The 26,047-nt window shown below is 59.7% G+C and carries 26 protein-coding genes and 1 pseudogene; 14 read left to right on the top strand and 13 right to left on the bottom strand.

Features of this window, described 5'->3' with window-relative positions:
* Positions 1-111: 111 nt before the first annotated feature.
* Positions 112-1,413, bottom strand: coding sequence for an OprD family porin (locus tag DLD99_RS13820; protein ID WP_114882842.1), 1,302 nt, complete (start codon positions 1,411-1,413; stop codon positions 112-114).
* A 361-nt stretch (positions 1,414-1,774) separates the two neighbouring features.
* Between DLD99_RS13820 and DLD99_RS13815 the strand changes: the two genes are divergently transcribed.
* Positions 1,775-3,760, top strand: coding sequence for a type VI secretion system Vgr family protein (locus DLD99_RS13815; RefSeq protein ID WP_114882840.1), 1,986 nt, complete (start codon positions 1,775-1,777; stop codon positions 3,758-3,760).
* Positions 3,757-4,314, top strand: coding sequence for a hypothetical protein (locus DLD99_RS29100; protein WP_162803480.1), 558 nt, complete (start codon positions 3,757-3,759; stop codon positions 4,312-4,314). Before DLD99_RS13815 ends, DLD99_RS29100 begins: the two co-directional genes overlap by 4 nt.
* Positions 4,315-4,373: 59 nt before the next feature.
* Here DLD99_RS29100 and DLD99_RS13805 read toward each other — a convergent pair whose 3' ends face one another.
* Positions 4,374-4,670 carry a hypothetical protein gene (locus tag DLD99_RS13805; protein WP_114882838.1) on the bottom strand — a complete coding sequence of 99 codons (297 nt, stop codon included), beginning with the start codon at positions 4,668-4,670 and terminating at the stop codon, positions 4,374-4,376.
* 493 nt (positions 4,671-5,163) lie between these two features.
* Here DLD99_RS13805 and DLD99_RS13795 point away from each other — a divergent pair, with 493 nt between their 5' ends.
* Together DLD99_RS13795 and DLD99_RS13790 are read left to right on the top strand one after the other, a co-directional pair.
* The gene (locus tag DLD99_RS13795; RefSeq protein ID WP_114882836.1) at positions 5,164-5,433 is read left to right on the top strand and encodes a DUF2790 domain-containing protein; all 270 of its coding nucleotides are present in this window, start codon (positions 5,164-5,166) and stop codon (positions 5,431-5,433) included.
* Between the two features lie 90 nt (positions 5,434-5,523).
* On the top strand, positions 5,524-5,922 hold the full coding sequence (locus DLD99_RS13790; RefSeq protein WP_114882834.1) for a hypothetical protein: 399 nt from the start codon (positions 5,524-5,526) through the stop codon (positions 5,920-5,922).
* Here the strand turns inward: DLD99_RS13790 and DLD99_RS13785 are convergent.
* Entirely contained in the window at positions 5,919-6,188 is a 270-nt protein-coding gene (locus DLD99_RS13785; RefSeq protein WP_114882832.1) for a DUF1652 domain-containing protein, read from the bottom strand. The two genes, DLD99_RS13790 and DLD99_RS13785, sit on opposite strands and share 4 nt — an antisense overlap.
* 371 nt (positions 6,189-6,559) lie before the next feature.
* On the opposite strand from DLD99_RS13785, the gene eco reads away from it, so the two are divergent.
* Positions 6,560-7,045 (top strand): serine protease inhibitor ecotin, encoded by a 486-nt coding sequence (gene eco, locus DLD99_RS13780; protein WP_114882829.1) that lies wholly within the window; start codon positions 6,560-6,562, stop codon positions 7,043-7,045.
* Between the two features lie 20 nt (positions 7,046-7,065).
* Complete coding sequence (locus DLD99_RS13775; protein WP_085709756.1) at positions 7,066-7,371, top strand: NIPSNAP family protein; 306 nt, start codon at positions 7,066-7,068, stop codon at positions 7,369-7,371.
* 15 nt (positions 7,372-7,386) lie between these two features.
* Here DLD99_RS13775 and ilvA read toward each other — a convergent pair.
* Positions 7,387-8,388, bottom strand: a pseudogene (ilvA, locus tag DLD99_RS13770) (threonine ammonia-lyase, biosynthetic); the annotation flags it as partial.
* A 251-nt stretch (positions 8,389-8,639) separates the two neighbouring features.
* Here ilvA and DLD99_RS13765 point away from each other — a divergent pair.
* Positions 8,640-8,978 (top strand): DUF2834 domain-containing protein, encoded by a 339-nt coding sequence (locus DLD99_RS13765; RefSeq protein WP_114882825.1) that lies wholly within the window; start codon positions 8,640-8,642, stop codon positions 8,976-8,978.
* Here DLD99_RS13765 and DLD99_RS13760 read toward each other — a convergent pair.
* Positions 8,959-9,882 (bottom strand): magnesium transporter CorA family protein, encoded by a 924-nt coding sequence (locus DLD99_RS13760; RefSeq protein ID WP_114882823.1) that lies wholly within the window; start codon positions 9,880-9,882, stop codon positions 8,959-8,961. The two genes, DLD99_RS13765 and DLD99_RS13760, sit on opposite strands and share 20 nt — an antisense overlap.
* A 7-nt stretch (positions 9,883-9,889) precedes the next feature.
* On the bottom strand, positions 9,890-11,464 hold the full coding sequence (locus DLD99_RS13755; RefSeq protein ID WP_114882820.1) for a RimK family protein: 1,575 nt from the start codon (positions 11,462-11,464) through the stop codon (positions 9,890-9,892).
* Positions 11,465-11,556: 92 nt separating this feature from the next.
* On the opposite strand from DLD99_RS13755, the gene rimI reads away from it, so the two are divergent.
* The gene (rimI, locus tag DLD99_RS13750) at positions 11,557-12,660 is read left to right on the top strand and encodes a ribosomal protein S18-alanine N-acetyltransferase (RefSeq protein ID WP_114882819.1); all 1,104 of its coding nucleotides are present in this window, start codon (positions 11,557-11,559) and stop codon (positions 12,658-12,660) included.
* Between the two features lie 5 nt (positions 12,661-12,665).
* On the opposite strand, the gene DLD99_RS13745 is transcribed toward rimI, so the two are convergent.
* Positions 12,666-13,811 carry a PQQ-dependent sugar dehydrogenase gene (locus tag DLD99_RS13745; protein ID WP_114882817.1) on the bottom strand — a complete coding sequence of 382 codons (1,146 nt, stop codon included), beginning with the start codon at positions 13,809-13,811 and terminating at the stop codon, positions 12,666-12,668.
* A gap of 50 nt (positions 13,812-13,861) precedes the next feature.
* Positions 13,862-14,185, bottom strand: a complete 324-nt coding sequence (locus DLD99_RS13740) for a hypothetical protein (protein WP_114882815.1) — start codon at positions 14,183-14,185, stop codon at positions 13,862-13,864.
* 185 nt (positions 14,186-14,370) lie between these two features.
* Between DLD99_RS13740 and ku the strand changes: the two genes are divergently transcribed.
* Positions 14,371-15,231, top strand: coding sequence for a non-homologous end joining protein Ku (ku, locus tag DLD99_RS13735; protein WP_114882813.1), 861 nt, complete (start codon positions 14,371-14,373; stop codon positions 15,229-15,231).
* A gap of 54 nt (positions 15,232-15,285) precedes the next feature.
* On the opposite strand, the gene lpxO is transcribed toward ku, so the two are convergent.
* Positions 15,286-16,185: a lipid A hydroxylase LpxO gene (gene lpxO, locus DLD99_RS13730; protein ID WP_085708729.1), complete on the bottom strand. Its 900-nt coding sequence runs from the start codon at positions 16,183-16,185 to the stop codon at positions 15,286-15,288.
* A 391-nt stretch (positions 16,186-16,576) separates the two neighbouring features.
* Here lpxO and DLD99_RS13725 point away from each other — a divergent pair, with 391 nt between their 5' ends.
* Both DLD99_RS13725 and DLD99_RS13720 read left to right on the top strand, forming a co-directional pair.
* Positions 16,577-18,163 (top strand): ABC-F family ATPase, encoded by a 1,587-nt coding sequence (locus DLD99_RS13725; RefSeq protein WP_085731070.1) that lies wholly within the window; start codon positions 16,577-16,579, stop codon positions 18,161-18,163.
* 138 nt (positions 18,164-18,301) lie between these two features.
* Positions 18,302-19,489 carry an MFS transporter gene (locus DLD99_RS13720; protein ID WP_114882811.1) on the top strand — a complete coding sequence of 396 codons (1,188 nt, stop codon included), beginning with the start codon at positions 18,302-18,304 and terminating at the stop codon, positions 19,487-19,489.
* Between the two features lie 3 nt (positions 19,490-19,492).
* On the opposite strand, the gene DLD99_RS13715 is transcribed toward DLD99_RS13720, so the two are convergent.
* The gene (locus DLD99_RS13715) at positions 19,493-20,530 is read right to left on the bottom strand and encodes an alpha/beta hydrolase family protein (protein WP_114882809.1); all 1,038 of its coding nucleotides are present in this window, start codon (positions 20,528-20,530) and stop codon (positions 19,493-19,495) included.
* A gap of 235 nt (positions 20,531-20,765) precedes the next feature.
* On the bottom strand, positions 20,766-21,377 hold the full coding sequence (locus tag DLD99_RS13710; protein WP_085708152.1) for an FMN-dependent NADH-azoreductase: 612 nt from the start codon (positions 21,375-21,377) through the stop codon (positions 20,766-20,768).
* A gap of 129 nt (positions 21,378-21,506) precedes the next feature.
* On the opposite strand from DLD99_RS13710, the gene DLD99_RS13705 reads away from it, so the two are divergent.
* A complete protein-coding gene (locus DLD99_RS13705; protein ID WP_114882807.1) occupies positions 21,507-22,415 on the top strand; it encodes a LysR substrate-binding domain-containing protein in 909 nt (302 codons plus the stop codon).
* Complete coding sequence (locus DLD99_RS13700; protein WP_114882805.1) at positions 22,412-22,771, top strand: MmcQ/YjbR family DNA-binding protein; 360 nt, start codon at positions 22,412-22,414, stop codon at positions 22,769-22,771. The genes DLD99_RS13705 and DLD99_RS13700 overlap by 4 nt, the downstream gene beginning before the upstream one ends.
* Before the next feature lie 2 nt (positions 22,772-22,773).
* Here DLD99_RS13700 and DLD99_RS13695 read toward each other — a convergent pair whose 3' ends face one another.
* Complete coding sequence (locus DLD99_RS13695; protein ID WP_114882804.1) at positions 22,774-23,202, bottom strand: DUF1294 domain-containing protein; 429 nt, start codon at positions 23,200-23,202, stop codon at positions 22,774-22,776.
* Positions 23,199-24,029 carry an undecaprenyl-diphosphate phosphatase gene (locus tag DLD99_RS13690; RefSeq protein WP_114882802.1) on the bottom strand — a complete coding sequence of 277 codons (831 nt, stop codon included), beginning with the start codon at positions 24,027-24,029 and terminating at the stop codon, positions 23,199-23,201. The genes DLD99_RS13695 and DLD99_RS13690 overlap by 4 nt, the downstream gene beginning before the upstream one ends.
* Positions 24,030-24,333: 304 nt before the next feature.
* On the opposite strand from DLD99_RS13690, the gene DLD99_RS13685 reads away from it, so the two are divergent.
* Positions 24,334-25,968: a methyl-accepting chemotaxis protein gene (locus tag DLD99_RS13685; protein ID WP_114882800.1), complete on the top strand. Its 1,635-nt coding sequence runs from the start codon at positions 24,334-24,336 to the stop codon at positions 25,966-25,968.
* Positions 25,969-26,047 lie beyond the last annotated feature (79 nt).

Raw genomic sequence — 26,047 nt, 5'->3', positions numbered from 1 at the left:
CGCTCCCACATTGAGATCTGCGTCGGACAAATATCCTGGGGCCGCTGAAGATCCCCCGTGGGAGCGAGCCTGCTCGCGAAAGCAATTGAACAGGCTCTACAGCTCTAAAGATTACAACACCGAAAAGTTGTAACTCACGATCAACCGGGTCTCATCCACATCACGGGCGAACTTCTCGTAGTTCGTCCGATACGTCGCGTTACGCAGACGCAGGCTGACATCCTTGAACGTGCCGCTCTGGATCACGTACTTCAACTCGCTGTCGCGTTCCCACTCTTTGCCTTCCTGATCGCTGCCCGGCACCTTGATGTGATCGCCGTTCACGTAACGGGTCAGGAAGCTCAGGCCGTTGATACCGATGGCCTTGAAGTCGTAGTCGTAACGCAGCTGCCAGGAACGTTCCTGCGCGGCGGCAAAGTCGTTGACCTGCACGTAGTTCACCAGGTACGGGTTGCTGCCATCGAGGTACGGCATCGAATTGTCGCCATTCATGCGCTGCCAGCCGGCGCTGAACGTGTGGCCGCTGATGCCGTAGGACAGCATGCCGCTCAAGGCGCGGTTGTCGATGGAGCCGGCTTTTGCATCGCCGCTGTCGGCGCTTTTCAGTAGTCGCAGATCGGCTTTCAACACACCGTCACCCAGCGGCTGGTTGGCCAACAGACCCACGAAGTGCTGGCGATAGATATCTTCCAGTTCAGCGTAGTGATACTGCGCTGTCAGGCGGTCGTTGATCTTGTAGTCGAAGCCGTACATGTCGAAATGATCGGCGGTGGTGTTGCACGCATAGCGCTTGTTCTTGCAGTGCACGCGAATGTCCTGGGAGTCGGTCGAATCCCGGGCGGTGTACTTGTCCAGGCGTGCGGCCATGAAGGTCAGGTCCTTCACCTCTTTGGAGGTCAGCATCGCGCCGTTGAACATGGTCGGCAGCAGACGGCCGTCGTTGTACTTGAGCAGCGGCAGATCCGGCAGCAGCGCGCCGTATTTCAGCACCGTATCCGAGACTTTCACCTTGGCGGTCAGGCCCATTTTCGCGTACTGACCTTTCGAACCGCGCGGGTTGTCGCCACTGGACGGCAGCAGGCCGCTGTTGCTGCGGTCAGGGCTGGAGTCGAGCTGAAAGCCCGCCATGCCCAGCGCATCGATCCCGAAACCCACGGTGCCTTCGGTGTAACCCGATTGCAGATTGAGAATGAAACCTTGAGCCGACTCTTCGCGCTTGGACGCGCCTTGATCGCTGGAGGTGTGCCCATCACGGAAATCGCGGTTGAAGTACACCGTGCGCGATTCGATCTTCGCCGTGGTGTCTTCGAAGAAACCGCCGGCCTGAGCCTGTGCGGTAAAACCGGCGCACAGCACCAGGGCTCCGAAGCCAAACGACTGGCGCGGGGTGATGAGGGGAAATGGGGGACGCATTGAAAACTCCAACAGAACAACGATTGCGCGGGGGCGCAAACAACCAGAAATAGCTCCCGTCCCGGCACAGTGAAGAGCCGGGAGGAAGTGAACACGCGGGGGTGAGCGCCCATGATGGCAGATGGCTTTGACGTGCTACAGGCGACTTTAGTCTGAAACTGACTGATTGTTCCTGAGCGCCAAATCTTGCGGCAGCCTTGGGACTGGCAGCGTTAAGTGCCGGTTTTACTGGGTAAAACCAGGGTTCTAAGGGTTTTCCCTATGCCTTCGGGGCTGTGCTTCTACGGCATTTGCGCCTTGAACGAGGCCGTTTAATCCTGCACCATCCGCCCACGCTAATCCAAAGGACGGAAATCAAGGCATGCTGGACGCCAACGCTACCCACATTACCCTCACGCTCGAAGGCGCTTCCGCCGACCTGCAAGTCCTCAGTTTCACCGGTCGCGAAGCCCTCAACGAACCGTTCCGTTTCGACCTCGAACTGGTCAGCGCCCGTCCTGACCTCAAGCTCGAAGAACTCCTGCACAAGCCCGGCTGCCTGACTTTCGGCGCCACCGGCGAAGGCAAGATTCATGGCCTGGTGTATCGCATCGAACAAGGCGATTCCGGCAAGACCCTGACCCGCTACAGCTTGAGCCTGGTGCCACAACTGGCCTACCTGCGGCACAACCATGACCAGCAGATTTTCCAGCAACTGACCGTGCCGAAGATCATCGCCCAGGTGCTTGAAGATCGCGGCATTCTGGCCGACGCCTACAGCTTCCAGCTCAGCGCTGAGTACCCGGAACGCGATTACTGCGTGCAGTACGACGAGTCCGACCTGCACTTCATCCAGCGCCTGTGCGAAGAGGAAGGCATTCACTTCCACTTCCAGCACAGCAGCAGCGGCCACAAACTGGTGTTCGGCGACGACCAGACCGTGTTCCGCAAACTGAAACCGGTGAACTACCAGCAAGACTCCGGCATGACCGCCGACAAACCGGTGATCAAGCGCTTCAACCTGCGCCTGGAAACCCGCACCAGCCGCGTCAGCCGCCGCGACTACGATTTCGAAAAACCGAAGATCCTGCCTGAAGGCGCGGCCAAATCCGCGTTCATGCCAGACCTTGAGGATTACGATTATCCCGGCCGCTTCACCACCCGCGAGCGCGGCAAGTTCCTCTCGACCCGCGCCCTGGAACGCCATCGCAGCGACTACAAACTCGCTGAAGGCAAAGGTGACGAACCAACGCTGACCACGGGCCATTTCCTGACCTTGGCCGAACATCCTCGCGCCGAATGGAACGATATGTGGCTGCTGCTGGAAGTCTTCCATGAAGGCAAGCAACCACAAGTGCTGGGCGAGAACGTCACCAGCGACGTCACCGACAACAAGAGCGACTTCCACCAGGGCTACCGCAACAGCTTCGTGGCCACTCCGTGGGACGCCCACTACCGCCCTGCCCTCGAACACCCGAAACCGAAAGTCCTCGGCAGCCAGACCGCCATCGTCACCGGCCCCGGCGGCGAAGAAATCCACTGCGACCAGTACGGTCGCGTGAAGGTGCAATTCCACTGGGACCGTGAAGGCCAGGCCGACGACAAGACCACCTGCTGGCTGCGCGTCGCCAGCGGCTGGGCCGGCGCGGCCTACGGCGGCATCGCCATCCCGCGCATCGGCATGGAAGTGCTGGTGACCTTTCTTGAAGGCGATCCCGACCAGCCGCTGGTGACCGGTTGCCTGTACCACAAGGAAAACGTCGTCCCCTACGACCTGCCGGCGAACAAGACCCGCAGCACCTTCAAGACCCTCAGTTCTCCGGGTGGCAAGGGCTACAACGAGTTCCGCATCGAAGACAAGAAAGGCGTGGAGCAGATCTACATCCACGCCCAGCGCGACTGGGACGAAAACATCGAGCACGACCAGAAGATCCGCGTCGGCAACGAGCGGCACGACACCGTCGAAGCCAACACCTTGAGCGAATTCAAGGTCGAGGAACACCGCATCACTCACCTGGACCGCAAGAGCGAAATGCGCGCCAACGATCACCTGACCGTGGGCGTGACCCAGCACGTGAAGGTCGGCACCGGGCAGTTCGTTGAAGCGGGTACGGAGATTCATTACCACGCTGGCGAGAAAGTGGTGATTGAAGGCGGGATGGAGCTGACGGCGAAGGCTGGGGGCAGTTTCGTCAAGGTGGATGCGGGTGGCGTGACCATCAGTGGTGCCGAGGTGAAGGCCAATACCGGTGGTGCACCGGGTGCCGGCACCGGGATCGCGATTCTGCCGCCGGTCATTCCGGCCCCGGCCGCCAACGACAAGCCTGGCACCGTTGTTTCGCCGAAGCAGGTGGTGAAATCCGCTTGAGGCTCAACGCAGTCTTCGCGGCTGGGCTCATCGCTTCAAGCCTTCATGTCGTTGCCGCTCAGCCATCGTTCACGACGGTGGCTGAGTGTGATCTGGCAGGCCCCGACAGCAGACTGTCCTTGCTGCGGGGCCACCCCCTCTCCGACGCTCACGTTTACAAAATCCGTCAGGAACAAGAAACCCGATTCTTGTATGCGGATGCCGATGCTTCTTTCGGCAGTCGTGTTGATTGGCAGTGCGTGCCAACCGGCAAAGGCGCGAATGTCTTTGTGATGACTGGCGAGTTCAGTTCCAACTACCAACAAGGCGTTCTGTTTTTTCGGGATACAAGCGACAGGCGGATTCACCGCGTGGAGTTCGCGGAGCGAAACCATCCTCGCTGGGTATTGAGCGGCTCTAAAGGCCCTCAAGTCATTTTCGAGAACGCTGGGTATGAGAGCGCCCACAAGTATTTGATTTACGGGCCTGCGGATGCCTATCTGGAAACGGATGAGTTGCCGTTACCTGCGACCGCACAAGGCGAATCGCTGATTGAGCTGAAACCTTATCCTTAGCGTGAACGTTTTAATTCAACAGGGGACCATCGCGTCCCCCGTTGAACGCTGGCGAAATGTCAGGCCGGTGCGGTCCAGTTCAACATTCTCTGTTGGGCCACCTGCAGCAAATCATTGCCGTCCTGTGCCAACAGGTACAACGCATGGGTGATGTGGGGAATGTCCTGGACATCGGCGTGTTTGAAGCACAGGCAATGCAGGGTTTCGAGCAGGTCGGCGGCGGCGCGTACGCGCTGGACGGCGGCTTCGAAGATGTCTTGGGGATTGGCTTCGGTGTCGATGACCAGCGGTGCGCTGTCGGTGACGCCGCTGTTGAGCGGGAGGTAGCGGGCGGAGCTTAGTTTCAGTATTGGCATTGGGATTACTCGATTAGGTTGTAAGTAACCGCCGACACCGTGACCAAACGATGGGGAGGCGGACTGTGCGCAGGCTTGGTCAACCGAGAACAACCCAACTCAGCACGCCCGAGGGCGACCCTGCACACAGCCGCCACTGCAATGCACTTCGAGGACATAGATGTCCACGGAGCGAATAATGGCACACTTGTGAGGGCTGTTATTTTAGGTGACCAAACCTAAGTCGCTGATTTTGCAGCGACACCAAAACCATAACCGCCCCGCTCCAGCCGCCGGAAGCAGACAAGGCACCGGTTCCTGTAGGAAGGCGCCGAGAATCCCCCGAGAAACAATCCCCCGTCAGACAGCCGGCATTCAGCCGGGTTAACCCTCGCTTAACGCCGTGGTCAAAGACTCTACACATCCGCACGCTCTCAGCCGATGCTGACGCCCAGTGCGGCAGGTCTGGCGTGTTTCACGCCGGGCTTTCTATCCGTCGCACGGGAGTCTCTCCATGAACATTCGTCCGTTCCTGCTCACCACCGCCCTCGCCTGCACCGCATTTGCCGGGCTGGCCCAGGCCAATGACACCACAACCACTTCCAAAGCCGTGCCCTACCAGTACGGCATGCCGCTGCACGTGGCGAAGGTGGTTTCAATGACCGAGCAGCCAACAAGGGTCTGCAAAGTCATTGATGCCGACATGAAGTACATCGATACGTCAGGCAAACCCGAGGAAATCACTTACCGGAAAATGTCTGACGCCTGCGACTTCCAGAACTGACAGAAAGCTCTGATTTGCGGCTTTGCGGTAGGCGGGCAAGGGTCTCGAAGGTTATCCTCGGGGCTCTCCTCACTGCCGCAAGGATTCGCCATGCAGTTGTCGTTTCGCACGTTGTCGACCATCACCTTTTCCCTGTGTTTTCTGTTGGCGCTGGCCTGGGGCCTTGTGCCGCAAGTACTGCTTTCGATCTGGAGCATTGAATACTCCGAGGCAGCAGGATTTGTCGCACGACGCATGGCAGTGCTGTTCGCGGCGTTGGGGGTGATGTTCTATCTGGTGCGCAACGCGCCGGTGTCGATCGCGCGCAATGCAATGAACAACGGCTTTATCGTCGGCTGTTTTGGTCTGGCGGTGCTGGGTTTCGCTGAATGGCTCAACGGCCACGCCGGCCCCGGGATTCTGCTCGCGGTGCTGGTCGAGTTCGCGCTGGGCCTTGGTTTCGTGCAGGCCCGGCGCGTGACGGTCGAACTGGGTGAAACGGTCGGTTAAACGACTTTGGATCGCGGCGCTGAATGATGGGTTGCCGTGTGTTGCGCGAGATTGGAGCGCAACCCGGCGATCAGGCCGTTGATTTCGCGACAGCTGTTCAGGTGACTGGCATCGATGCCACTGACCAGCAAATCGACCTGATCGGTACGGTGATCGCCATAAACCTTGACGGTCATCGACAGATCCGGGGACAGCGTGCACTGACAGCGTTTCGGCAGAAAGCTGCTTTCAATGATATTGCGTAGTTCCAAGGCAGACAGAAACATGGCGAACCCTCTCCTTACTGTGAGACTGCCAATCAAGTATTCACATTGACCGTTGCCACTGTTCCCGGCGGGTGTATCCCCGCTGAATCCCTGGGTATGGCAAGCGGTTGTACTGCGAAATGCCCATTGGAGTGTAGGCGCACAAACTCGGTGCGCCGCACCAAATCAACGCATAAAACGTGCCTTTTATCGGGTTGCTTTCACCTCCTGCCAAATCAATGACTTGGCGAAAACGCGGGCAAGTGGCCAGTTGCAAAATGCAAGATCCGATCGTGCTGGCACTGCAATTTGCATGCGGCTGGCGGTTTGCATTCATCGTCCATGACAGTAAGAATGCCCGTCTACCAACGTACACCCGCCAGGAGGCTTCAATGGGAAATTTCACTGTTTACGCGACGACCGGGCTGATGCTCGCGAGCGTCTCCACCCTCACCTACGCCGCCAAACTTGAAGACACCGCGCCTTATCCAAAGGCCGAAGCGGGCTTCACCCGCCAGGTCATTCATCTGCCGCAGCAGGCTCAGGAAGACAACTTCAAAGTCGAGATCCTCGCCGGCAAGACCCTTGAGGTGGACTGCAACCGCCAGCGCCTGGGCGGCACCCTCGAAGAGAAAAACCTCGAAGGCTGGGGCTATCCGTTCTACCGCCTCGAGAAAGTCAGCGGCCCGATGAGCACGATGATGGCCTGCCCGCCCGGCACCCAGAAAAAACGCGCCTTCGTCCCGGTGATCGGTGACGGCTTCACCGTGCGCTACAACAGCAAACTGCCGATCGTGGTTTACGCACCGTCGGATGTCGAAGTGCGCTATCGCATCTGGTCGGCTTCGGACAAGGTCGGCACTGCCATTCCCGAGTAACTCGCCAAGGAGCAGCGGCATTGATTACCTGCCACGTCAGATACGTGATTGATCCCTATCAGCTCGACGCCTTCGAAGCCTATGCCAAGACGTGGCTAGGCATCGTCGAACGCCTGGGCGGGACGCATCACGGCTATTTTCTGCCCTCGGAAGGCGCGAGCAACATCGCTTACTGCCTGTTCAGCTTTCCGTCGCTGGCGGATTACGAAAGCTATCGCCACATTGCACTGACCGACCCGGAAAGCACTGCGTTAGTGGCGGACCTGATGGAGAAGAAGTTCATCATCAGCTACGAGCGCAGCTTCCTGCGCCCGCTGCTGCCCTGAACATCCTTAGGCCACGTCGCCGGCGGCAGCGCGCTCGGCGACGTGGCGCAAGCTGTCAAAGTTGATATTGGCGCCGGAATCGATGGCGATCAGCGTCTGATTCCGTGCGCCGGTCTGCGCCACGTACCTTTTGATGCCCGCAACCGCCAACGCGCCGGAAGGCTCGGTGATCGAGCGGGTATCGTCGTAGATGTTCTTGATCGCCGCGCAAAGCTCGTCGTTGCTGACGGTGATCACTTCATCCACGCAGAAGCGGCAAACCTCATAGCCATAGGCACCGATCTGCGCCACTGCCACGCCATCGGCGAAGGTGCCGACGCTGGGCAGCACCACTCGCGCTTCCGCCTGCAAAGCAGCCTTCAGACAGGCCGAGTGCTCCGACTCTACGCCGATGATCCGCACCTCCGGCCGCAGGTATTTCACATACGCCGCGATACCGGCTATCAAACCACCACCGCCCACCGGAACGAAGATCGCGTCCAGCGCGCCCTGATGCTCGCGCAGGATTTCCATTGCAACCGTGCCCTGGCCGGCGATTACATCGGGGTCGTCGAACGGCGAGACAAACGTTCTTCCCGTCTGCTCGGCTAGTTGCAGCGCGTGGGCCAGCGCGAACGGAAAGCTTTCGCCATGCAGCAGCGCTTCCGCTCCCCGACTGCTGACACCCAGTACTTTCAACTCAGGCGTGGTCGCCGGCATCACGATCGTCGCCGCAATCCCCAGCTCACGGGCCGCCAGCGCAACACCTTGAGCATGATTGCCTGCCGATGCAGTGATCACGCCACGGGCCTTCTGCTCATCGCTCAGTTGCACCAGTTTGTTGTAGGCACCGCGAATCTTGAAGGAGAACGTCGGTTGCAGGTCTTCGCGCTTGAGCAGGATCCGGTTGCCCAGCGCTTCGGAAAGAGCCGGCGCAGATTGCAGCGGCGTGCGCACCGCCAGTTCATACACCGGCGCGGCTAGGATCTTTTTCACGTATTGCTCAAGCAAGGCTTGCTGGTCGGGGCTGTGGCGCATGGTCGTCTCCTGACTTTTTATTCAGAACCCCGGAGACAGAAAGTAAAAACCCGCCTCTAGGGCGGGTTGGGTGCTGCAGTCGTGAGCTAGCCCGCCAAATGAGGAATGGCGGTAATAATGCTTGGCTGGCAGCGCAATACGGTGGAAGTCATGGCCCCGAAATTAGCTCGGGCGTTGCTGGCAAGTCAATGGCGATTTTCGCGGCGGGTCTGTAGGCTGGCCTTTCGCTCATCTGACCAAGGAAGGAACGCATGATGTCCATCGCCCTGCCCCTCACCGCTTTGATCGCCTTCAGTGGCTACACCGTTAGTGTGATGCTGCAAGCCGAACAATCGCTGATCGACTTCGGTATCAGCCTGATGTCGCGGCCAGACACCGCACAGGTGGTGATCGATCTTTATCTGCTGGCGACCCTGGCCGGCATCTGGATGTACAAGGATGCGCGCAAGCGCGGGCAGTCGGGTTGGTCGGTGGTGCCGTATCTGTTGCTGACGGCGGTGTTTGTTTCGGTCGGGCCGCTGTTGTACCTGGTGGTACGAGGCCTGCAGGATCGCAAACGCCCGGCCGTCGTCATTTCGCCAGACGCCTGAGCCCGAACAACATCCCGCCCGCCCCCAACAGCATCGCCGCGAGGAACAACGGGTACGACACCCACCACGGCGTCCCGGCGGTCATCATGCTGAATTCCGACATGCCGCCAATGCTGGCAATCAGGTTGAGCGGCAGAAACACCACGTTGATCAGCGTCAGCTTGCGCAGCAGGTTGTTCATGCTGTTGTTCATCAGGTTGCCCCGGGCGTCGATCAGCCCGGAGAACACCGTCGAATAGATTTCCGCCTGCTTGTAGCACTGGTTGTTTTCGATGATCAGGTCGTCGATCAGGCCAATGGCTTCGCTGCCGAAATGCTGTTTCTCTGCGTGATTGCGCAGCCGCGTCAGTACCGCGCCGTTGCTGTGCAGCGCGTTGATGTAATAGATCAGGCTTTCGCTGAGGTTGAACATCTGCACCAAGTGCTGGTTCTGCATCGAGGCGTTGAATTTCTGCTGTAACTCCCGGGCAACCAGTTTGATCACCTTCAGGTGCCCGAGGTAGTGATGGATGTTGTTGAACAGCAGGTCCAGCAACACATCCAGCGGCGCATTGAGTGGCCGGCCCGTTCCGAGACCGTGCAGAGGCGTGTCGTCGGTGGCGATCACCAGCAACTGGCCCGGCGAGAACAGCAAACCGCAGGACGACACCTCGAACGCCAGGCTGCCGCCGCCGGAGTAGTTCTCGGGGCGTTTCCAGATCAGAAACAGATGATCTGGATGGAATTCAATCCGCGACACCTCGTCCGGGTCCAGCGCAGAGGCCAGAGCATGCTCATCCAGTTTGAAGTGACTGTGGAGCAGGTCGCGTTCAGCCGCGTCGGGGTCGCTGAACAGCATCACCTCGGCGTCCAGCCGTTCGACCCGCTGCAAGGCGCCGTGGCTCAGTGCAAAGCTGTTGATCATCGAGCGGTCACCAGGCCTGGCCGCGACGTTTGAGTTCCAGGCGCCTCACGAACTCTTCCAGCACCAGCGAATACAGATCGTCTTGCAGGTAAGCGTCTTCGATGCCGGCGTCGAGGTTCGGGTTGTCGTTAACTTCGATGACCACCACTTTGTCACCGGCCTGTTTCAGGTCGACGCCGTATAAGCCGTCGCCGATCAGGTTGGCGGTTTTTACCGCCAGTTCCACCACCGCACGCGGCGCTTCGTGGATCGCCAGCGTGCGGCATTCGCCGTTGACATCCAGGCCTTTGGCCTTGTGATTGTAGATCTGCCAATGCCCCTTGGACATGAAGTACTGGCAGGCAAAGATCGGTTTGCGGTTGAGCACGCCAATGCGCCAGTCGTATTCGGTGTAGAAAAATTCCTGGGCCAGCAACAGCACCGAGTGTTCGAACAGTTCAGCAGTGGCCTCCAGCAAAGCCTGCTGGCTCTCGACCTTGATCACCCCCCGAGAGAAGCAACCATCGGGAATCTTCAGCACCAACGGGAAACCCAGGCGTTCGCCGACCCGTTCGAAGTCTTCCGGTCGTTCCTTGTAGAGAATTTCCGTGGCCGGCATACCCAGTTGGTGGCTGTTGAGCAGGTCCGTGAGGTAGACCTTGTTGGTGCAACGCAGGATCGAAGTCGGGTCGTCCATCACCACCAGCCCTTCGCTTTCGGCTTTTTTGGCAAAGCGGTAGGTGTGGTTGTCGACGCTGGTGGTCTCGCGGATCAGCAGACCATCGTACTCGGCGAGCCGGGAGTAGTCCTTGCGTTCGATCAGTTCGACATCGATGCCCATGCCCTTGCCGACGCGCACGAAATTCTCCAGCGCCCGGGCATTCGACGGCGGCAACGCTTCCTGCGGATCGTGCAGGATCGCCAGGTCATAACGTGCCACTTGCGGCGAACGCGGTACACGCCAGACCTTGCGGCTGAAGCCGTCCAGGGCATTGGCGAACTGATCTTCCTGATCCTCGCGCAACTTGTGCAGGGCACCGGACTTGATACCTTCGATGTGCCAACCGTTAGTTCGACGAAATTCAACTAACAGAATCGGACATGGAAAAACTTCAAACAATTGCCGGGCCAGATCCTGCAACGGTTCGATATGCGTTCTGCCGAAATAAAGTGTCAGCGTAAAACCTTCGGTATCGCTGTAGAGATGATGACTGAGGGCCTTTTCCAGGGTTTTATCCAGGTCATCCAGCGCCAGACCGTAAAGGGATTTACGGGTCAATTCACTGATGGTCCGTACCGACGGAATCACCTTGTGCCCCCGGGCCTCCGCCAGCAACGAGCAGTAGTAGCCGTGCCCCAGATACTTGTAGCTGCGGCACAGGTTGATCACCTGCACCCGTTTTCCCGGCTCGCTGTCGGGCGGTTGTTCGAGGTATTCCTGAGCCGTGAGGATGTCTTCGCTGGGAAAATAGGAGGCCCAGTCTTCCTTGCGTTCGACGATGATCAACACTTGACTGGAAGTTCTGATTTGCGGTTTTAAATAAGTTGCCGGTGGCAAACTTTGACTGGATACTTCGCGCCAATGACCCTGTACCGCTGACATAGAAATTGATCCGTTGGAGAACAAGACCTTTTCTATTAAGCACGAACTTTTTCGAAAGTCCCGTTTCGTTACGCAACTTTTACGGCGGTCATATGAACACTGTTTTTCGCTTGGCGACTGTTGATGATTTAGCGGCCCTGCTGGCGCTGGAAATGCACTGTTTCACCACGGACCGGCTTACCCGCCGCAGCTTTCAATGGATGATTACCCGGGCCCACGGCCAGTTGCTGGTGGCCGAGCGCGAGGGGCAGCTGTTGGGTTATGCGCTGGTGCTGTTCCATAGCGGCACGTCGCTTGCGCGATTGTATTCCATCGCTATTTCCCCCGAAGCCCGGGGTGGTGGCTTGGGCAAACAGTTGCTGCAGCGCATCGAAGCCTGCGCCCTTGAGCACGACTGCGCTTACCTGCGGCTGGAGGTGCGTACTGACAATCCGGCCGCCATCGCGTTGTACGAACGCAGTGGCTACCGGCGCTTTGCGCTGCTTCACGACTACTACGAAGACCATGCGGACGCTTTGCGCCTGGAAAAGCGCATCCTGCAACATCACGATTCGCGCAGCATCAAGGTGCCCTATTACCGGCAGACCACCGATTTCACCTGCGGGCCGGCGTGCCTGTTGATGGCCATGGGCGCCTTGCAGGCTGAACGACCGCTGGAGCGTCGCGAAGAACTTCAGCTCTGGCGCGAAGCGACCACCGTGTTCATGACCGCCGGTCATGGCGGTTGCAGCCCTCAAGGCCTGGCGTTGGCCGCATGGCGCCGGGGGTTTCGCGTGCGCTTGCAACTGAGCATGACCGGGCCGCTGTTTCTCGACGGCGTGCGCGACGCGCATAAAAAAGACGTCATGCGCCTGGTGCACGACGAGTTCATGGCACAGCTGAACGACACAGCCGTTGATCAAATCATCGGCACGACACTGGATTTGCCCCGCCTGCTAAACGCTGGCGGGCAACCTTTAGTGCTGATCAGCAGCTATCGTCTGACCCACTCCAAATCCCCGCACTGGGTGATCGTCACCGATTGCGATGAAGACTTCGTTTACCTGCACGACCCGGATGTCGATCACAGCCAGCATCGCCAGCCCATGGATTGCCAGCATGTGCCGGTCAGCCATGGGGAGTTCGAGAAGATGTGCCGGTTTGGACGTGGCAAGTTGCGGGCTGCGGTGGTGCTCTACGCCCGCTCACCCGCATGAAGCGTTCATTTGAGTCCGACCTTGTACAGCGCACCGTCGGACTCGTCCGTCAGCAGATACAGATAGCCGTCCGGCCCTTGGCGCACATCACGGATACGTTGCTTCAGATCGCCCAGCAGGCGTTCTTCATGCACAACCTTGTCACCGTCGAACTGCAGGCGGATCAACTCCTGAGTGGCCAGCGCCCCGATGAACACGTTGTGCTGCCAGGGCTTGAAGCGGTCGCCATCGTAGAACGCCATGCCGGTGACACCCGGTGATTTTTCCCAGACGTGATGCGGGGCGACGGTGCCTTCGACGGTTTTGCCCTGGGCTTCAGGGATGGGCTGCATCGAGTAGTTGATGCCGTGGGTTGCCAGCGGCCAGCCGTAGTTCTTGCCGCGCTCGATGATGTTCACCTCATCGCCACCGCGAGGGCCGTGCTCGTTTTCCCACAATGTGCCGGTCCATGGATTGAGTGCTGCGCCCTGCGGGTTGCGATGACCGTAGGACCAGATCTCCGGGCGCACACCGGACTGACCGACAAACGGGTTGTCATCCGGCACCTTGCCGTCGGGGTAAATGCGCACGACCTTGCCTTGCAGCTTGTCCAGATCCTGGGCGGTCGGGCGGTCGTTGTTTTCGCCGAGGGTGATGAAGAGATAACCGTCACGGTCGAACACCAGCCGCGAGCCGAAGTGATTGCCGACGGATAGCTTCGGTTCCTGACGGAAAATCACGTTGAAGTCCTTGAGGGTTTTCAGATCATCCGACAGGCGCCCGCGCCCCACCGCAGTTCCTGCCTTGTCACCGGCACCACCACCCTCAGCGTAAGACAGGTACACCAGCCGATCCTGTTTGAAGTCCGGCGACAGCACCACATCCAACAACCCGCCCTGCCCCTTGGCCCAGACCCTGGGAACGCCATCGATCGGCGCCGACAGTTTGCCGTCCTCCCCCACTACCCGCAGATTGCCCGGACGCTCGGTCACCAGCATGCCCTGACGATCCGGCAGGAACGCCAGCGCCCATGGATGTTCAAGTCCCTGAGTAATCGTCGTGACTTCAAGGGTGCCCTGCTCGCTTTGCAACTCCTTGGGGGCGGCGGCGAATGCCGGGCTGCAGATAACAGCGCCGGCACACAGGCCGGCTAAAAGGGTTTTACGCAACATGCACGATTCCTTTTGTTCGTTTGAAGGGCTGACAGAAGCGGCTCTGCCATTCAACGGTTGCTGTCGCCGTCACGGGCGGGTGGGTTGGGAATGAATTTCGGCGGTGTGCTCGGCACCGAACGCAGGGGCTGGCCATTGCCGATGCCGCCGTTCTCGACGGTGGGCTGGCGAGGCGCTGGCACCGTACTCGGCCCGCGGATCACCGGATTGGCGGGCTGCGTGCCCTGCATGCTGTTGGGATTGGCCCGGTGAATCGGGCTGTTGTAGGGGTTGCTGCTGTTGCCGGTCGGACTTTGCGCCAGCAACAGGACATCGGCGTGAACCAGCCCGCCGCTGAGGGCCAGCAATGCGATGCCAAGCAGAAAACGGTTCATGGACGGCCTCTCTCGATGCACGTGGAATAGAGCCTTCGAGTCCACGCTACGCCGAGGGTTCGGATTTGTTAACCCGTCATCGCTAAACAAGGTGTAACACCGTTTGACCAGTTGCCCGTCGGCGGGCAACGGAAACTTTCACGCATGCCCACGGGTCACCCGAACATCACGCGGAGAACGGCACCATGGCTCGGGCAATCTGGAAAGGCGCAATCAGTTTCGGTCTGGTGCACATCCCCGTGGCGCTGGTCTCGGCGACCTCGTCCCGGGGCGTGGACTTCGACTGGCTCGACAGCCGCAGCATGGACCCGGTCGGCTATAAACGGGTCAACAAGGTCACCGGCAAAGAGGTGACAAAGGAGGACATCGTCAAAGGCGTGCAGTTCGAAAAAGGCCGGTATGTCGTGCTCAGCGAGGAAGAAATCCGTTCGGCCCACCCGGTCTCGACCCAGACCATCGACATCTTTGCCTTCGTCGACAGTGAGCAGATCCCGCTGCAGAACATCGACACGCCCTACTACCTGGCCCCGGACAAACGCGGCGGCAAGGTTTACGCATTGCTGCGCGAAACCCTGAGCAAAACCAAAAAAGTCGCCCTCGCCCGTGTGGTTTTACACACGCGTCAGTACCTGGCGGCGCTGATGCCACTGGAGTCGGCACTGGTGCTGGTGAAACTGCGCTGGCCACAGGAAGTGCGAAGCCTCGATGAACTGGCGCTGGGCAGCGAAGTGACCAAGCCGCAACTGGCGAAAGCCGAACTGGACATGGCCAGACGACTCGTTGAAGACATGAGCGCTGACTGGAAACCAGAAGATTACACCGACGAATTCGAAGACAAGATCATGGCCCTGGTGGACAAGAAGGCCCATGAAGGCAAAATCGAGGACGTTGAGACCGTTGATGGCGAAGAAGAGCGCAAGTCTGCCGATGTGATCGATTTGACCGAACTGCTCAAACGCAGTCTTGGCGGGAAATCACCGGCCAAACCGGCGAAGAAGGCCGCGAGCAAGGCCACCCCGGCGAAAAAGACCAAAAAAGCGTCGTGAAAATGAAATCGGGCGACTGTCTTTCAACAGTCGCCCGATTTATCAGATCAGTTATCAGATCAGAATGAAGATCGCCAGCAGGCCGCCAAAGATCGCCCACTTTTCCAGGTAGTAGCGCGCACGATTGCGCTTTTTCAGCTCTTTGCCACGCAGGCGGATCTTGTAGATTTTGGTAAACAGGCGGTTGATACCGCCGGTGCGGTCGCCCGCATCGTTCGGAGCGCCCGCCGCCGACATCACGGTACGGCTGAACCAGCCGTTGAACGCGGCCGCCCAGCGGTACTTCATCGGGCGCTCGACGTCGCAGAACAGAATGATGCGGTTCTTGTCGGTGGTGTTTTCGGCGTAGTGAATGTAGGTCTCGTCGAACATCACCGCTTCGCCGTCGCGCCAGTGATAGTTCTCGCCATCGACGTTGATGTAGCAACCGGCGTCGTTTGGCGTTTCCAGGCCCAGGTGGTAACGGTAGGAACCGGCATACGGGTCACGGTGACGCACCAGTTTCGAGCCCGGTGGCAGTTCGGCGAACATCGCCGCCTTGATCGAGCCGATGCTCTGCACCAGCTCAGTGGTGCGCGGGCACAGTTGCAGCGCCGAAGGGTGGCTGTCGCCGTACCATTTCAGGTAGAAGCGCTTCCAGCCGGTCTTGAAGAACGAGTTGAAACCGACATCGTCGTACTGATCCGAACGTTTGATCGCACCGGCACGCAGAAGATTCTGGCCTTCCTCGCGGATTTCTTCCCAATGGGCCTGCAACGGGCTCAGATCGGGAAAGTCCTTCGGATCGAGGTAGGGCTTGTTCGGTTTCTTCGAAAACAGATAAAGGAAGCAGTTGATCGGCGCGAGAAACGTCGAGTGATCGCTCAACTGCCGGCCCAGTTTGTGACGCACACGGCCACGCAGGTGAACGTATGCAATGGAAATGACATAAATAGCAGCAATGATGAGTTTCACGGAAATCGTCACACGTCAAAAGTGAACAAACTGCGCGCCTTTCTGGCTGTGGCCATAGGTCTGTAGCAGTGGTCTGGATACAAAACAGCGTCTCGGTGGCACATCCTTGAGCCCATGCCGGGCAAGGGCATTGGGTGAATGGATGGCATTTTAGCCACAGTTTGTAACCAATAGTGAACCTTCATCTGTGAAAAACTGTCCCGCGATTGCGCCAATTGGCATTCCGGGGATCACCGCCCTATCGCTTGAAGAGCCAGACCAGTACAATCGCCGCCAAACTTTACGCGCCCCCCTTGGTTGATGACGGGATTTCCCGCCTCAGCGCACTTCGACTCGGGCCAAGCGCTCCGGCCGCACCCTCGCTACTCAGAATGCTTCGCAGGATAAACCTTTGATTTCTACAGCTAATATCACGATGCAGTTCGGCGCAAAGCCGCTGTTCGAAAACGTTTCGGTGAAATTCAACAACGGCAACCGTTATGGCCTGATCGGCGCCAACGGTTGCGGCAAGTCGACGTTCATGAAAATCCTCGGTGGCGACCTGGAGCCGTCTGCCGGCCAGGTGATGCTCGAGCCGAACGTGCGCCTCGGTAAACTGCGTCAGGATCAGTTCGCCTACGAAGAATTCACCGTGATCGACACCGTGATCATGGGTCACGAAGAGCTGTGGAAGGTCAAGGCCGAGCGTGATCGCATCTATTCGCTGCCGGAAATGAGCGAAGAAGACGGCATGGCCGTGGCCGAGCTGGAAACCGAGTTCGCCGAGATGGACGGCTACACCGCCGAGTCCCGCGCCGGTGAACTGCTGCTGGGCCTGGGTATTCCGCTGGAACAGCATTTCGGCCCGATGACCGAAGTCGCGCCAGGCTGGAAACTGCGTGTCCTGCTGGCTCAGGCCCTGTTCTCCGATCCGGAAGTGCTGTTGCTCGACGAACCGACCAACCACCTGGACATCAACACCATCCGCTGGCTGGAAACGATTTTGACGGCGCGTAACAGCACCATGATCATCATTTCCCACGACCGTCACTTCCTGAACAGCGTCTGCACCCACATGGCCGACCTGGACTACGGCGAGCTGCGTCTGTTCCCGGGCAACTACGACGAGTACATGACCGCGGCGACCCAGTCCCGCGAGCAACTGCTGTCGGACAACGCCAAGAAGAAAGCCCAGATTGCCGAACTGCAGACGTTCGTCAGCCGCTTCTCGGCCAACGCCTCGAAAGCCAAGCAGGCGACTTCCCGCGCCAAGCAGATCGACAAGATCCAGCTGGCCGAGGTCAAGCCATCGAGCCGCGTGAGCCCGTTCATCCGTTTCGAACAGACCAAGAAACTGCACCGCCAGGCCGTGACCATCGAGCAGATGTCCAAGGGCTTCGACGGCAAGACCCTGTTCAAGAACTTCAGCTTCACCGTTGAAGCCGGCGAGCGCGTGGCGATCATCGGCCCGAACGGTATCGGCAAGACCACCCTGCTGCGCACCTTGATGGGTGAACTGACCCCGGACGCCGGCACCGTGAAGTGGACCGAAAGCGCGGAGCTGGGCTACTACGCTCAGGATCACGCCCACGACTTCGAAGACGACGTGAGCCTGTTCGACTGGATGGGTCAGTGGACTCAGGGCGAGCAAGTGATTCGCGGCACCCTGGGCCGCATGCTGTTCTCCAACGACGAGATCCTCAAGTCGGTGAAGGTGATTTCCGGTGGTGAGCAAGGTCGCATGCTGTTCGGCAAGCTGATCCTGCAAAAGCCGAACGTTCTGGTGATGGACGAACCGACCAACCACCTGGACATGGAATCGATCGAGGCGCTGAACCTGGCGCTGGAAAACTACCCGGGCACGCTGATTTTCGTCAGCCACGACCGTGAGTTCGTATCGTCCCTGGCCACGCGCATCATCGAGCTGAGCCCGAACGGCGTGACCGACTTCAGCGGCACCTACGACGATTACCTGCGCAGCCAGGGCGTCGTGTTCTGATAGCGGCCTTGAGTCGAAAGCCCCGCCCCATGGCGGGGCTTTTTATTGCGTCCGGGAAAGATAGTTAGCCTGCTTTCTTTTATTCCAGCGCCAAGCCATGATGCGGACTCTCCCACCGCCGCCCGCGAACGAGCCCTCATGTCTGCGCAGCAACAGCCACCGCAAAGTTCCATGGCGATCACCCTGCAGATCGTCTCCATCGTTTTCTACACCTTTATCGCCTTCCTCTGCATCGGCCTGCCGATTGCGGTGCTGCCCGGTTACGTGCACGAACAACTGGGCTTCAGTGCCGTCGTTGCGGGTCTGGTGATCGGGTCGCAATACCTGGCCACCCTGCTCAGCCGCCCCATGGCCGGTCGCATGTCGGACACCGTCGGGACCAAACGGGCGATCGTTTATGGCCTGTTGGGGATCGTCCTCAGCGGCCTGCTGACACTGGTTTCCACGTTGCTTCAGGACCTCCCGCTGACAAGCCTGATCATTCTGATTGCCGGGCGTTTGCTGCTCGGGATCGCTCAGGGGCTGATTGGTGTGGGGACCATCAGCTGGTGCATGGGTCAGGTGGGTGCGGAACATACCGCCCGCTCCATCGGCTGGAACGGCATCGCGTCTTATGGCGCCATCGCGATCGGCGCACCGCTGGGCGTGCTGATGGTCGCCGACTATGGCTTCACCAGCCTCGGTATTGCGCTGTCGGTACTGGCCGCTGGCGCTCTGCTGCTGATCCGCAACAAGCCTTCCGTGCCGGTGGTGCGCGGCGAACGGTTGCCGTTCTGGGCGGTATTCGGGCGGATTGCGCCGTTCGGTGCCAGTCTGAGCCTGGCCTCGATCGGTTACGGCACCCTGACCACGTTCATCACCCTTTATTACCTCAATCGCGGCTGGACCGGCGCGGCCTACTGCCTGACGGTGTTCGGCGTGTGCTTCATCCTGTCGCGGCTGCTGTTCATTTCCGCCATCGCCCGATTCGGCGGCTTCGCTTCGGCCATCGCCTGCATGAGCATCGAAACCGTCGGATTGCTGTTGCTGTGGCTCGCCCCGTCCACCGGTTACGCACTGATCGGCGCCGGGCTGGCAGGGTTCGGGTTGTCACTGGTGTATCCGGCGCTGGGGGTTGAAGCGATCAAGCAGGTGCCCAACTCCAGCCGTGGTGCCGGGTTAAGTGCTTATGCGGTGTTTTTCGATCTGGCGCTGGCGGTTGCCGGCCCCTTGATGGGCGCGGTGGCGTTGAATCTGGGGTATTCGTGGATTTTCCTCGGTGCAGCGCTGTTGTCCGTGACCGGACTGGCGCTGACCTTGTGGCTCAAGCGTCGGGCGATGGCCTGACGCTTACTGATCCGCCGTCTGCATCCCCGCCCGGGAAGGCTTGCCCAGCGCATGGGAGAAGAACCGCCCGGCTTCGGAAATCAGGTTGCGATGGATGTCTTCGCGATCCACCCCGTCAGCGTCGGTACACAGCGCCGGCATCGCACGGATCTGTTCTTCATTGCACGGCGCCATGAACACGAAGTGCCCGGCCCCGGCCAGCAACTTGAAGTCCGGTGCAGTCGGAAGTTTGCGCGCCAGGGCGGCGGCGTTCTTGTCGAAGGCCACCAGTTTGTCGCCGTCGCCGCTGTACAGCAGCACCGGCACATGCACGTCGGCCAGGGTGTGCCGGCCGAATTTCAGGCTCAGCGGCGCCATCAGCAGCAAGGCGTGGACTCTCGGGTCGGCCACCGGTTGCAAGTCATCGCGATCAACGATCAGTTCGCCCTGGGTGTTGCAGGCGTCGCGGTCGTCCGGACGTTCCTGGCAGTAGCGGCGCAGGCGATCCAGGTCGGGCTGGGCGCCGGAAAGAATCAACGCGGTCTCACCGCCCGCCGAATAACCGATCACGCCGACCTGATCGGCGTTCACGAACGGCGCGAGCATGCGGTCGCCAAGGGTGGCGGTAATGGCTTCGGAAATCTGGATCGGGCGCCCATAAAGGTTGCTCAAGGTGCCGAGACGACTGTGATCCCTGGAGTTGTCGCCGGGATGAATCACCGCCACCACCACAAAGCCCTTGCGGGCCAGCGATGTGGCGAGGTCGTGCAGGGCCAGCGGCGTGCCGGTGTTGCCGTGGGACAGCATCAGCATCGGAAAGCGACCAAGGGCGATTTTGGTGTCTTCGCCGGCTTCGACCGAATAGCCCTCGAGCAGGCTCATGTGCTCGCGGTCGCTGGAGGGATAGAACGCGATGGCACGCATCGGTTGCAGGTCGAGCGGATCGAGGAACGTCATCTCGTGATAACCGACGCTCCAGCGTGGGTGCTGGCCGGGGGCTGCGTGCACTGAATTCAGGCTGCCGAGCAGGCAAATCAGTAACGTTGCACAAAGACGCATCATGGGATGCCCCACCCTGTTGTTACTCAATCGAAAGATCCGTTGTGTTCGACGCCCGAAACTCCGTGGTTCGGTGATCCGGCGCGGCGTTGCACTCAGACGTTGATCGTAAGACTGCATAACCCGGGCCAGATTATGTAACAGTCGGACACAAAAAACTCCGTATCTGGCCCTTGCAGAACCAGAATACAGAGTTTTTTGGGTGTTGCCTGAACGAGAGCTGTTCTTTACGAAAGCCTTACGCAGCGGCGAACAGTTGCTCGCTGATGCGGGCGTGGGCCGCGCTCATCGCGTTGTTGCGAACTTCTTCACCGTAGGCCAGGCCTTCGGCACGGACGATTTCGATGTCGGTGATGCCGAGGAAGCCGAAGACCAGTTTCAGGTAGTCTTCGTGAGCAACGCCCGAAGCCTGACCGGCGTGGATGCCGCCCGAAGTCGATACGATGATCACTTTCTTGCCACCGCACAGGCCTTCAGGGCCGGCTTCGGTGTAGCGGAAAGTCTGGCCGGCGACGGCGATGCGGTCGATCCAGGCCTTGAGCTGAGTTGGCACGGTGAAGTTGTACATCGGCGCGGCAACGACAATGGCGTCAGCAGCGATGAATTCGGCCAGGGTGTTGGCGCTCAGCTCGGCTTCGTGCTGTTGTGCGGCGTTGCGCAGTTCAGCGGTGGTGCCGGCGGCGACCAGAGTGGTCGACGAGAAGTGGCTGATGGCGTCGGCAGCCAGGTCGCGGTAGGTCACGACAGCGCTTGGCTCGGCGGCTTGCCACGCTTTGACGACTTCGGTGCTCAGCTGACGGGAAGCGGAGTTGTCGCCCAGAATGCTCGAATCGATGTGCAGCAGTTTCATAGTGGAATCTCCTGGAAAGAATCGCCGGTGGCGACGGAATGGAGACAATCCTACCTACGAAACCAATAGCTGATTAGACAGCAACAATGCGATAGTTTGTCCCACTGATAGAACAGTCGGAATTCACCCATGCAAGACCTCAACGATCTCTACTATTTCGCCAAAGTGGTCGAGGCCGGCGGATTCGCCGCGGCCGGCCGTTTGCTGGGCATTCCCAAGTCGCGCCTGTCGCGGCGGATTGCCGAACTGGAAGAACGCCTCGGTGCACGCCTGCTGCAACGTACCACCCGGCAATTGAAGCTGACCGCAGTCGGCGAACGCTATCTGCGCCACTGCCAGGCGATGCTGCTGGAAGCGGAAATGGCCGACGAGACAGTGGCCAGCATGTCCAGCGAACCCCGTGGCCGCTTGCGGGTGTCGAGCCCGACCGGGCTGGCCCATGAAATGCTGCCGGTGGTGATCAGCAACTTCCTCGGCAAATACCCGCAGGTGCAACTGGAAGTCACTTTGATCAATCGCCGGGTCGATCTGATCACTGAAGGCATCGATGTCGCCCTGCGGGTGCGCGAACACGGCGACGAAGAACCGATGCTGGTGACCCGCCGTTTGCGTCAGGCGCAAATGGTGGTGGTCGCGAGTCCTTCCTTTATACAGGGCGTGGAAATCAATCATCCGCAGGACTTGAAAAACCTGCCGGTGCTCGGCGCGCTGGAAGCCGATCGCATGGTGCATGTGCGCCTGCTCGATCAGCACGGCAAGAGTTGCGATCTGGCGCTGGAAGCACGGCTGGGCATCGACGATTTCATCGTGCGCAAGGCGTGTGTGCTGGCCGGCCAGGGTTTCACCCTGCTGCCGATGATGTATTGCGAGGCGGAGCTGAACAACGGCACGCTGGTGCAATTGCTGCCGGACTGGTCATTGCCCGGCGGCTGGTTGCAAGCGGTGTACCCGCACCGGCGCGGGGTGATGCCGGCGGTGCGCGCGTGGATCGATCACCTGGTGGAATCGTTCAATGCCTGTGGAGAGCGGCTGATATGAAACAAGGAAAGATGAGCGAGAAGGATGTCGCAGACTTCTGCCTGGCATTGCCCGGTGCCCGGGAAGACTATAAATGGGGCGGTGTGCGGGTGTTCTCGATTGCCGGCAACAAGATGTTCGCCTTGCAGGGGCTGCGCGGTGAGTCGCTGGCGTTCAAGGTCGACAAGGATCTGTTTCTCGGTCATTGCGACCGGCCGGGCATTCACCCGGCACCCTATCTGGCGCGGGCGCAGTGGATCATCATGCACCCGCCCTACCCCTTGAGCGCCGAGGAACTGCGAGGGTTGCTGCAACGCTCTCATCAACTGGTGGTGAGCAAGTTGCCGAAGAAAACCCAGGTGGGTTTGCTGCTGTAACCCTACCCCAACGCCAACAGGTTCGAACCGAGGAACAACTGATCGATCCAGAACACCTGGTGCAGCGCGACGATCACCCAGAACAGAATCTGAAACGACACCTTGCGCGTCTTGTGCCGGAAGACCTGCTGGGCGATCAATGCGCCCGGCCAGCCGCCCGCCAGTTCCACGGCGTGCAGGACGTTTTCCGGCGTGCGCCAGGCGTCGGCGCGGGCCTTGCGTTTGTCGGCCCAGTACAGGAAGAACGCCAGCACGCTGACAATCCCGTAGGCCATCAACGGCACCAATGAGATTCCGCGCAGCCACATCGACAGCGAGCCGAACAGCGGCAACGCGCAGACGATCAGCAACACCATCAGCTTCAACTTAAGATGCTGGATGCTGCCACCGGAAGGACCACGATCCGGGCGGCGTGCGCGTGAATCACTCATGCCTTGGCCGCCGCCCAGTCCACCCAGCCGAACTGCCAGGTTGCCAGAATCAACAGGCCGAACACAATCCGGTACCAGGCGAATGCCGCGTAGCTGTGGCTGGCGATGAACTTCAGCAAACCGCGCACGGCGATCATGGCGAAAACGAATGCAGTGACAAAACCGATGGCAAACACCGGGAAGTCCGCCGGCACGAACAGCGCGCGGTACTTGTAGCCCGAATACACCGCCGCACCGACCATGGTCGGCATCGCCAGGAAAAACGAGAACTCGGTGGCAGTCTTGCGCGACAGACCGAACAACAGGCCGCCGATAATGGTCGAGCCGGAGCGCGAGGTGCCCGGAATCATCGCCAGACATTGGGCGAAGCCGACCTTGAGCGCATCCTTCCAGGTGATCTCGTCCACGGTTTCGGCGTGCACTTCATGCTGCCGGCGCTCGGCCCACAACATGATGAAGCCGCCCACGACCAAAGCCGTCGCCACGGTGATCGGGTTGAACAGGTATTTGTGGATCAGATCGGCAAAGATCACGCCCAGCACCACGGCGGGCAGGAAGGCGATCAGCAGGTTGGCGGTAAAGCGCCGGGCACTCGGCTGGGTCGGCAAGCCGATGACCACGTCGAGAATCTTGCGGCGAAACTCCCAGACCACCGCGAGAATCGCGCCGAGCTGGATGATGATGTTGAACGCCATGGCGCGTTCGCCGCCGAAATTCAGCAGGTCGGCGACGATGATCTGGTGTCCGGTACTGGAAATGGGCAAAAACTCCGTCAGCCCTTCTACAACTCCAAGAATCAGTGCCTGCAAGGCGGTCCAAAGGTCCATCAATCCCCCAAAGAGCGATGCGCTCAGGCATGCCCCGATAGTATTTTTTTACGTTCACTGCGATCAGCGTAGCGGTTTGTTGCTGTACCGATTCCGCGGGCAAAGGATCCACACGAAACGGTCAAAATTCCGTGAAATGGCAACTTGGGTTCAGGTTTTCACCCACGGGGCCGAAATCCTAACAGACAAGCCGTAATCGCGCTGCCGCGCTCTACGACTTGGGTCGCGTATGCCCGGCCACTGAAACGTGGTTGGATGCTGGCGGTGATTTATTACAAGAAAAAGAAACCGGAGTGACAGCGTTATGAACAGCTTGCGCAGTGTGTCGATCAGCCGACGCTTGTGGCTCATCTTGATTGTGGCGGTGGTCATGCTGCTGACCCTGGGCCTGTTGATGCTCAAGCAGATCCACGATGACCTGTATCACGCCAAGGCCCAGAAAACCCAGCATGTGGTGCAGACCGCCAGTGGCCTGCTGACCTACTACCAGGGCCTGGAAGCGGCCGGAACCCTGACCCGCGATGCCGCCCAGAAACAGGCACTGACCGCGATTCGCGGCCTGCGCTACGACCAGAACGATTACTTCTGGATCAATGACCTCACGCCCGTGATGGTCATGCACCCGACCAATCCCAAGCTCGAAGGCCAGAACCTCTCGGCGATCCGCGACCCGGACGGATTTGCGGTGTTTAACGAGATGGTTGCCATTGCCAAAGCCAAGGGCGCCGGCATGGTCGATTACCGTTGGCCGAAACCCGGTGCCAGTGAGCCGGTGGCCAAGACCTCCTACGTGAAACTGTTCGAGCCATGGGGCTGGGTGCTGGGTTCCGGTGTGTACGTCGACGATGTGCAGGCCGAGTTTCAGGGCCAGGTGGTCAAGGCGTCCGTCGTCGGCCTGGTCATTGCGCTGATCATGGGCGTGCTGGTGATCCTGATTGCCCGCAGCATCGTCCGCCCGTTGCAGGAAACCGTGAACGCCATGGCCAACATTGCCAGCGGCGAAAGCGACCTGACCCGCAGCCTCGATACCCACGGTCAGGACGAAGTCACGCAATTGGCCCATCACTTCAATGCCTTCACCGCCAAACTGCGCCGGGTGATCGGCGATTTACAGGTGTCGGCCAGTGCACTGGGCCAGTCTTCCACTGAACTGGGCAACGACGCGAGCCAGGCCCAACAACGCAGCCAGCAACAATCGCAGCAGATGGAGCTGGTGGCGACGGCCATCAACGAAGTCACCTACGGCGTGCAGGATGTGGCGAAGAACGCCGAGCATGCCGCCAACGAAATGCGCGATGCCGAAGCCCAGGCGCAACAGGGCCAGATCAACATCGACGGCAGCCTGCAACAGATCGACAAGTTGTCCGGCACCATCGATCAGGCCGTCGAAGTGATTCGTACGCTGGCAACCGAAAGCACGCAGATCGGCAGCGTTCTGGAGGTGATCCGTTCGATTGCCGAGCAGACCAACCTGCTGGCACTCAATGCCGCCATCGAAGCCGCCCGGGCCGGCGAACAGGGCCGTGGTTTTGCCGTGGTGGCCGATGAGGTTCGTTTGCTGGCGCAACGCACGCAGAAATCCACGGCGGAAATCCAGTCGATGATCGAGCGGCTGCAAAATCATTCCGAAGCGGCGGTGAAGGTGATCGGCGACAGCAGCAAGGCCTCGCAACTGACCATCGAGCAGGCCGGACTGGCCGGGGCCAGCCTCAATGCCATCGGCCAGGCGCTGCGCAACCTCAATGGCCTGAACGCCTCGATCGCCAGTGCGACCCTGCAACAGGCGCACGTGGTCGAGGACATCAACCAGAACGTCACCCAGGCTGCCGGCCTTTCACACAGCACCGCACTGGCTGCCGAGCAATCGAGCGCCGCCAGCGTGCGGCTCGGCCAGTTGAGCGAGCAACTGAACGGTTTGCTGCGCCAGTTCCGCGTCTGATCCCGGTCACCGGTGGGAGCTCACTCCCACCGGTTTTTGGGTACAATCCGCTCCCTCTTTTACTCCCTCCAAGGATCTT

The organism is Pseudomonas kribbensis, from assembly GCF_003352185.1.
Lineage (GTDB): Bacteria > Pseudomonadota > Gammaproteobacteria > Pseudomonadales > Pseudomonadaceae > Aquipseudomonas > Aquipseudomonas kribbensis.
Note: the sequence above shows the minus strand (reverse complement) of the source record. Positions and strands in the feature narration are given on the sequence as shown.